This window comes from Psychrobacter sp. ENNN9_III (genome assembly GCF_001462175.1).
Taxonomy (GTDB): Bacteria; Pseudomonadota; Gammaproteobacteria; order Pseudomonadales; family Moraxellaceae; genus Psychrobacter.
The window spans coordinates 1-4,694 of record NZ_LNUO01000033.1 but is presented as its reverse complement, the minus strand read 5'-3'; the positions used below and the strand labels follow the sequence as shown (position 1 = coordinate 4,694).

The 4,694-nt window shown below is 42.5% G+C and carries 4 protein-coding genes; 3 read left to right on the top strand and 1 reads right to left on the bottom strand.

Going from position 1 to position 4,694, the window contains the following annotated elements:
• Positions 1–72: 72 nt before the first annotated feature.
• On the top strand, positions 73–1,425 hold the full coding sequence (locus PENNN9_RS02650; protein WP_058368206.1) for an MBL fold metallo-hydrolase: 1,353 nt from the start codon (positions 73–75) through the stop codon (positions 1,423–1,425).
• Between the two features lie 74 nt (positions 1,426–1,499).
• On the opposite strand, the gene PENNN9_RS02645 is transcribed toward PENNN9_RS02650, so the two are convergent.
• The gene (locus PENNN9_RS02645) at positions 1,500–2,420 is read right to left on the bottom strand and encodes a hypothetical protein (protein ID WP_058368205.1); all 921 of its coding nucleotides are present in this window, start codon (positions 2,418–2,420) and stop codon (positions 1,500–1,502) included.
• 302 nt (positions 2,421–2,722) lie between these two features.
• Here PENNN9_RS02645 and PENNN9_RS02640 point away from each other — a divergent pair, with 302 nt between their 5' ends.
• Both PENNN9_RS02640 and PENNN9_RS02635 read left to right on the top strand, forming a co-directional pair.
• The gene (locus tag PENNN9_RS02640; RefSeq protein WP_058368204.1) at positions 2,723–3,139 is read left to right on the top strand and encodes an Ohr family peroxiredoxin; all 417 of its coding nucleotides are present in this window, start codon (positions 2,723–2,725) and stop codon (positions 3,137–3,139) included.
• A gap of 198 nt (positions 3,140–3,337) precedes the next feature.
• The coding region (locus tag PENNN9_RS02635) for a 5'-3' exonuclease H3TH domain-containing protein (protein ID WP_319822884.1) at positions 3,338–4,694 on the top strand (1,357 nt) is incomplete at its 3' end.

Below are 4,694 nucleotides of genomic sequence, written 5' to 3'. Positions count from 1 at the left end.
GAAATTTAATATAGAGGTTAAATACAGTTATTTTAATTATATTTAGCCACCAATATTTATAAGGGAATAATTATGCTACTTGAGAAAATCAAGACCCCAGGACTCTCGCACTTATCCTATCTAGTCGGCTCAGACGGAAAAGCTGCAGTCATCGACCCTCGCCGTGACTGTGACATTTATGTCGAAAAGGCACGGGCTGCTGGGCTTAAAATTACCCATATCTTCGAAACTCATCGCAATGAAGACTTGGTTTCTGGTGCACCAACTTTAGCAAAATTGACGGGTGCGACAGTACTACATGGGCCAAACCCTGAAAAACCTAACACTTATGCTCAAACAACCCATGAGAACGACTGCTTCGCCATCGGTCAGCTTGAGATTCGCGTCTTAGAGACACCTGGCCATACGGATGATCATATTAGCTTTGCGTTATTTGATACCGCCTATCCAGAAAAAGCTGTCGGGGTATTTACTGGAGATGCGCTATTCGTGGGCGATGTTGGGCGTACAGACTTTTATCCCAATCGCCGTAAAGAAGTGGCAGGTCTGCTCTATGACTCATTACAAAAAATCTTAGCGCTTGGCGATCAAGCCATCATTTATCCTGCACATGGGGCGGGATCAGTATGCGGTTCAGGTATGGCTGCGCGCGAGTTTTCAAGTATCGGTCACGAAAGACTGAATAACCCGCGCTTGCAGATTGAGAGTCGTGACGAATTTATCGATGTCAAAATCAACGAAAACCACTATCAACCCCCTTATTTTCGCTTGATGGAGCGCCTCAATATGGAAGGCGGTGATGCCGCGCCGCGTGTTATGCGTCCGCGTAATCTGTCGCTTGATGAGCTTAAAACCTGTAATGCTGATCATCTAATCGATATTCGAGAACCGATGGCTTATGCTGCTGGCCATCTGCCCGGTGCTATGAGCCTACCTGTAGGGATGATCTCCGCTTTTGCAGGCTGGTTTATCTCTGAAGAAGAGAGCATTGTGTTAATTGCATCCAATGAAGAGCAGCTCGCTACCGCCATGGAACACTTGGTACGCATTGCTCTTGATAATGTAGTAGGCGGTTATGTTGGCGTTATCCCTGCGGCGGCTGGGGGTGAGAAAATGCAGTCAACACCTATGATCGATACCGCTGAGGTTGAAGAAAGACTTAACGCTAACAAAGACGACTGGACGCTACTTGACGTTCGTGATGCCGATGAAAGAGCAGATGCTGCCATCGAGCAATCACAGCATATCTACGTCGGTCAACTCAATGAGGAGTGGCGTAAACTTGATAAAGACCAGCACTATACTTTAATGTGTGCTAGCGGCGCACGGGCGACGGTTGCAGCAGGCTGGCTTGCAAGTCAAGGGTTTAAAAATCTTGATATTTACCTAGGCTCGATGGGTGCGTGGCAACAAGCACACAACTAGGATAGTATTTAATAAACTGTAATTAACAGCCAAGGTTTACATAAGCTCTAAAGCAGTTATTAATAGTACAGATATTAATAGTAGCGTCTGATTTGATTTTCTAAAAAGTCAGCCGCTACTTCATTGACTACAGTACAATCAACTATCCCGCGAATGCTGTTTTCGTTAGGACGCGTAGCATTGCTATCGATGTAGTCGGCTTCATAAATACGGTCGTCATAATCGACAGCTCTAAATATATATTCTGGTTCATTGTCAAAGGCAAAATATCTGATCTGAGCAGTTTTTAGTTGATTATTGATACCCGTATCTGAGCGAATGGTACTAAAATTTCGATTATCGCTAAAACGATTTTCGGTCATATCAACCCAGTCATCAATACTGTCATAACGGGTTCTGTTTTTATCATTGAAAATAAAGAATGATCGATCACTCGTTGTCACAGGGACATAACAAACGGAACCTATTGGGAATTCTACATTTGGTGGAACATTTGGATAATTATTCAAATCAGTGAGAATCCCTCGGCTACTAGCCAAATTATTGCCAAGACTATAATTACCAGCGCTGACTCCAGACAGATCTAGTGTTCTATAAGTGGTTTCATAATTAAAATTATTACTACTATTCAACTCATAAATCGGCTGTCTGATAGTACGTCCATTGACTTCAATGTATCGATCTTCAAGCGTGCCCTCAAAGTTGTTTGATAACACTATCGATCGTTCTAAATCGTTAATATTTTGCGTGTTAAAACTTCCTATAATGTTGGTTACATCAATATCACGCTCACCCTTGCTATATTCGGTATCGATACGCGCCACAGCTTCTCTACCAGTCTGACGATCAATGCCTTTATCAAAACTTGTCAGTGTCAGCTTATCATTGTTGCCTGAACCAAAAATGCCATTGTCTTCTTCGTTACAACCAGTAAGCCCAATCGCTAATAAACTAAGAACAAGCGGTGCAAAGAGTCGTTTATGTGTTTTTTTCATCGCTAGGCATCCTTATTCGTCAGTAATAGAACGTTATTAAATGCTATTTCACTAAGTAGTGTATAGTGAGTGGCTACCGCCTAATCTATCCTCGTTTAACGGCTACTGTTAGCTTACACTAATCACCAAGCTGCGACCACATGAAACGAGTGCTTTACTTACCAACCTAAAAGACTTACTTACAAATTCATAGTATAGGTTTACCACCGCTATATAGAATCGTGTTAGAGATTTGCTATGCTGGGCAGGTTGTATAGCTGATACGATACATTTACTATAAAAACCAAGGGAAAAGGACAATTATGAAAACTCTATATTCTACCAAAGCAACCGTTACTGGCGGCCGTATGGGTACAGCCAAGCTCAGCGATAGTGATCTTGAGATAAATATGGCGCCTCCTGGCGGTAATAAAGAAGGCAATAATCCTGAGCAACTATTAGCGATGGGCTATGCTGCCTGTTTTGATAGTGCTTTAGGGGTAGTCAAAAAGATGGAAGAAGCGAGCTTTTCTTCAACGACTCAAACCTCAGTAGACTTATTACAAGGCGACAATCACGACTATAAACTGGCGGTTAAGATCCATGTTATCGCTGATAGTACTGACTTATCAGCTGATGAGATTCAAAAGCTCGTGCAAAAGGCCAATGAAGTCTGCCCTTACTCAAAAGCTACCAAAGGTAATATCGACATCGAAGTGACGTCTGAAGTAAAAAGCTAAGCTATATTATGAGTTGATGAACGGATCTGTTATTAGTAAAGCCCAGCAAGTCTGGGCTTTGTTATTTTTACAATCTAGATTTAAATAATCCTTATAGCCATATATATTTTAACTTTTAAGCCATTCGGCACGCGCTGATTTTATCGTTATAATGGTTCATATTTTTTGATTTTATCCAATAGCTGATAAGTGACCTCTATGACCGATAATGACCACAATTCGCACTCACCTATTAATCCCAATACGCTACCAAACTTTGACAATATGCCCAATGTGGCGACCATGAATACCAGCCATGTAGACAAAGAGCAGCCACCATTTATCTTAGTAGATGGCTCATACTATCTGTTTCGTACCTATCATGCGCTGCCAAAGACCATGCAAAACTCGCAAGGCCTGATAACCAATGCCATACGCGGTACGCTAAATGCTTTATTAAAACTTATGCGCCGCTATCATCCAACACATATGGCCGTTTGTTTTGATACCAAATCTCCAACCTTTCGCCATGCTATGTCTTCTGAATATAAAGCTGCGCGCCCGCCCATCGATATTGAGTTAGTGAACCAAATCCCTTATATCCATCGATTGGTCGCAGCGTTAGGTATTCCATTATTACGTATCGAGGGCGCAGAAGCTGATGATATCATCGGTACCCTTGCTCAGCGCGCGGTGGCTGAAGGCCATCATGTGGTCATCTCAACCGGTGATAAAGACATGGCGCAACTGGTCAATGACTGCGTGTTACTAGAAGATAGCTTTACTGGCAAAATTACTGATAGTGCAGGTGTGGTCGAAAAATTTGGGATTGAGCCTCACCAGATGATCGACTTTTTGACGCTTATGGGCGACTCATCTGACGGCATCAAAGGGGTGCCTGGTATCGGTAAAAAAACTGCCAAAGACTTACTCAATAAATACGGCAATATCGACACAATGCTCAAAAACGTTGCTGATATTAAAGGCCGCGCTGGTAAGAACTTGGTTGAATATGCTGATGATATTCCGTTCAATGCAAAGCTTGCAACCATTGTAACCGACTTGGCCATCGGTCAAGATTGGACAGACCTTAAAATAAATACTGATCCTTGTGCCCATATCCATGAGCTACGAGACCTGTATACTGAGCTTGAGTTTAAAAATGAGCTTGCATCACTTGATCACCCAAATCATCCTGCAAATGGTAGTACAAGCGTCGCTGACAGCCAAGCCAATGCTGAGTCACAATCTCAAGTCGCAAAATCACTGCAATCGAGCATGATTGAAAACATTAAAGACAGTAAAAGTCATAATAAAGCATGGCATACGGTGCTTGATAAGCCTGCTTTTGATAGCTTAATTGCCTTGCTAAAAAGCGCACCGCATTTCGTTATCGATACTGAGACGACTAGTATTTATTGGCGACAGGCAGAAATCGTTGGACTGTCTTTTGCTGTGCAGGCCCATGAGGCATATTATGTACCGCTCACGCATCGCTTAGAAGGAGATGAGCTGATCGAAAAGCAACTTGATCGCGATACGGTACTTAACGAGCTTAAACCCATTTTGGAAAACC

Excerpts from the sequence above, each read along its gene's own strand:
- PENNN9_RS02650 (WP_058368206.1), top strand. The coding sequence starts at position 73 with ATGCTACTTGAGAAAATCAAGACCCCAGGACTCTCGCACTTATCCTAT.
- PENNN9_RS02645 (WP_058368205.1), bottom strand. The coding sequence starts at position 2,420 with ATGAAAAAAACACATAAACGACTCTTTGCACCGCTTGTTCTTAGTTTA.
- PENNN9_RS02640 (WP_058368204.1), top strand. The coding sequence starts at position 2,723 with ATGAAAACTCTATATTCTACCAAAGCAACCGTTACTGGCGGCCGTATG.